The organism is Xenorhabdus sp. SGI240 (genome assembly GCF_040081915.1).
Taxonomy (GTDB): Bacteria; Pseudomonadota; Gammaproteobacteria; order Enterobacterales; family Enterobacteriaceae; genus Xenorhabdus; species Xenorhabdus bakwenae.
In genome coordinates this window covers 1-1,111 of record NZ_JBEBMB010000172.1, presented here as the reverse complement: position 1 = coordinate 1,111, position 1,111 = coordinate 1, and the positions used below count along the sequence as shown (strand labels likewise).

The 1,111-nt window shown below is 52.9% G+C and carries 2 protein-coding genes and 1 pseudogene; all 3 read left to right on the top strand.

The window, feature by feature from the left end:
* Positions 1-339, top strand: a pseudogene (locus tag ABLA76_RS18100) (ParA family protein); the annotation flags it as partial.
* Positions 336-731: a hypothetical protein gene (locus ABLA76_RS18095; protein WP_285809408.1), complete on the top strand. Its 396-nt coding sequence runs from the start codon at positions 336-338 to the stop codon at positions 729-731. The pseudogene ABLA76_RS18100 and the gene ABLA76_RS18095, both read left to right, overlap by 4 nt.
* Positions 715-1,111, top strand: a 397-nt coding sequence (locus ABLA76_RS18090; RefSeq protein WP_348988969.1) for a DnaB-like helicase N-terminal domain-containing protein, incomplete at its 3' end; no start/stop codon positions are given. The genes ABLA76_RS18095 and ABLA76_RS18090, both read left to right, overlap by 17 nt.

Genomic DNA, 1,111 nt, shown 5'->3' with positions numbered 1-1,111 from the left:
CCGCTGATCCAGATACTGGCCAATGGCATTGAAGGCACCAATCTGGACAGAGATACGCTCAATGAGCTGACCGATATTATCGAACAGCAACGGTATGATGCGTCCGCGTTGGGTGGCAGAAAGGTTTACCAGTTGCTGAACACCCGGATAGATCTGCTGGATATCTACAAACTGGGGCATGTTCGCGCCCAGCCCGTTCATCGTCTGGAGTATAAAACACCCCGCAAAAGTCCCGCCGCTGCCCTGACCATGCACCGTCTGGCCTGTGAACTGTTCCCCGAATGGGCTGCGAAATTTGATGCCGTGCTGGTCAACCAACCGACGGGGAACGCGCAATGAATGTTATCTGGCGAGCCGTCTGTTTTTGTTATGACAATGCCGAATTACCCTTTACGGATACACAGGATGAATGGTTTGTGTTTGTCGATGCGCCTGATCGTAAAGCGGCACTGGCGAAATTCCAGACACTATTACCCGTTATCTGGGCTGTGTCGCCTGAGAAAGCCGGGCATTTCAGTCCCCGTCATGAAGACGAATTGCGCGAGCTGTCACTGATGCCCGGTACACCGGATGATTTGGCCCTGCTGGAGTGTGGCTGGGAAAATGGCAAGCCGCAGTATTTAACCGCAAAAGAAGTCCTGTTCTGGGTTTCTTCTCCCTGTCTGCAACAACGGTTAGTGAGGGCACTGAATGCCGTCAACAGGGAGGTGACCAATGAATCGGGATCATAATGCGTTACAGGCCATCAGTGAAGCGGAACCCAACTATGCCTATGCCGAGGTGGGGGTGATTGGCGGACTGGTACTGGAGAATGAACGTTGGGACAGCGTGGTTCAGCTGCTGGCGGCGGACGATTTTTACTTTCCGGCACACCGAATAATCTATCAGGCCATTGCGGAACTGAGCGAAAAAAACTGTCCGTTTGACCTGATCACCCTGACCGACAGGCTGACACAGCGGGGGCAAATAGACAACGTCGGGGGTTTTGCCTATGTCGCAGAAGTGTGCAAAAACACGCCCAGTGCGGCCAATATTGAGGAATATGCCCGTATTGTGGCAGAAAAAAGCCGGTTACGTCAGTTACTGGCATTGGGTAAATCCCTCAGCGCAG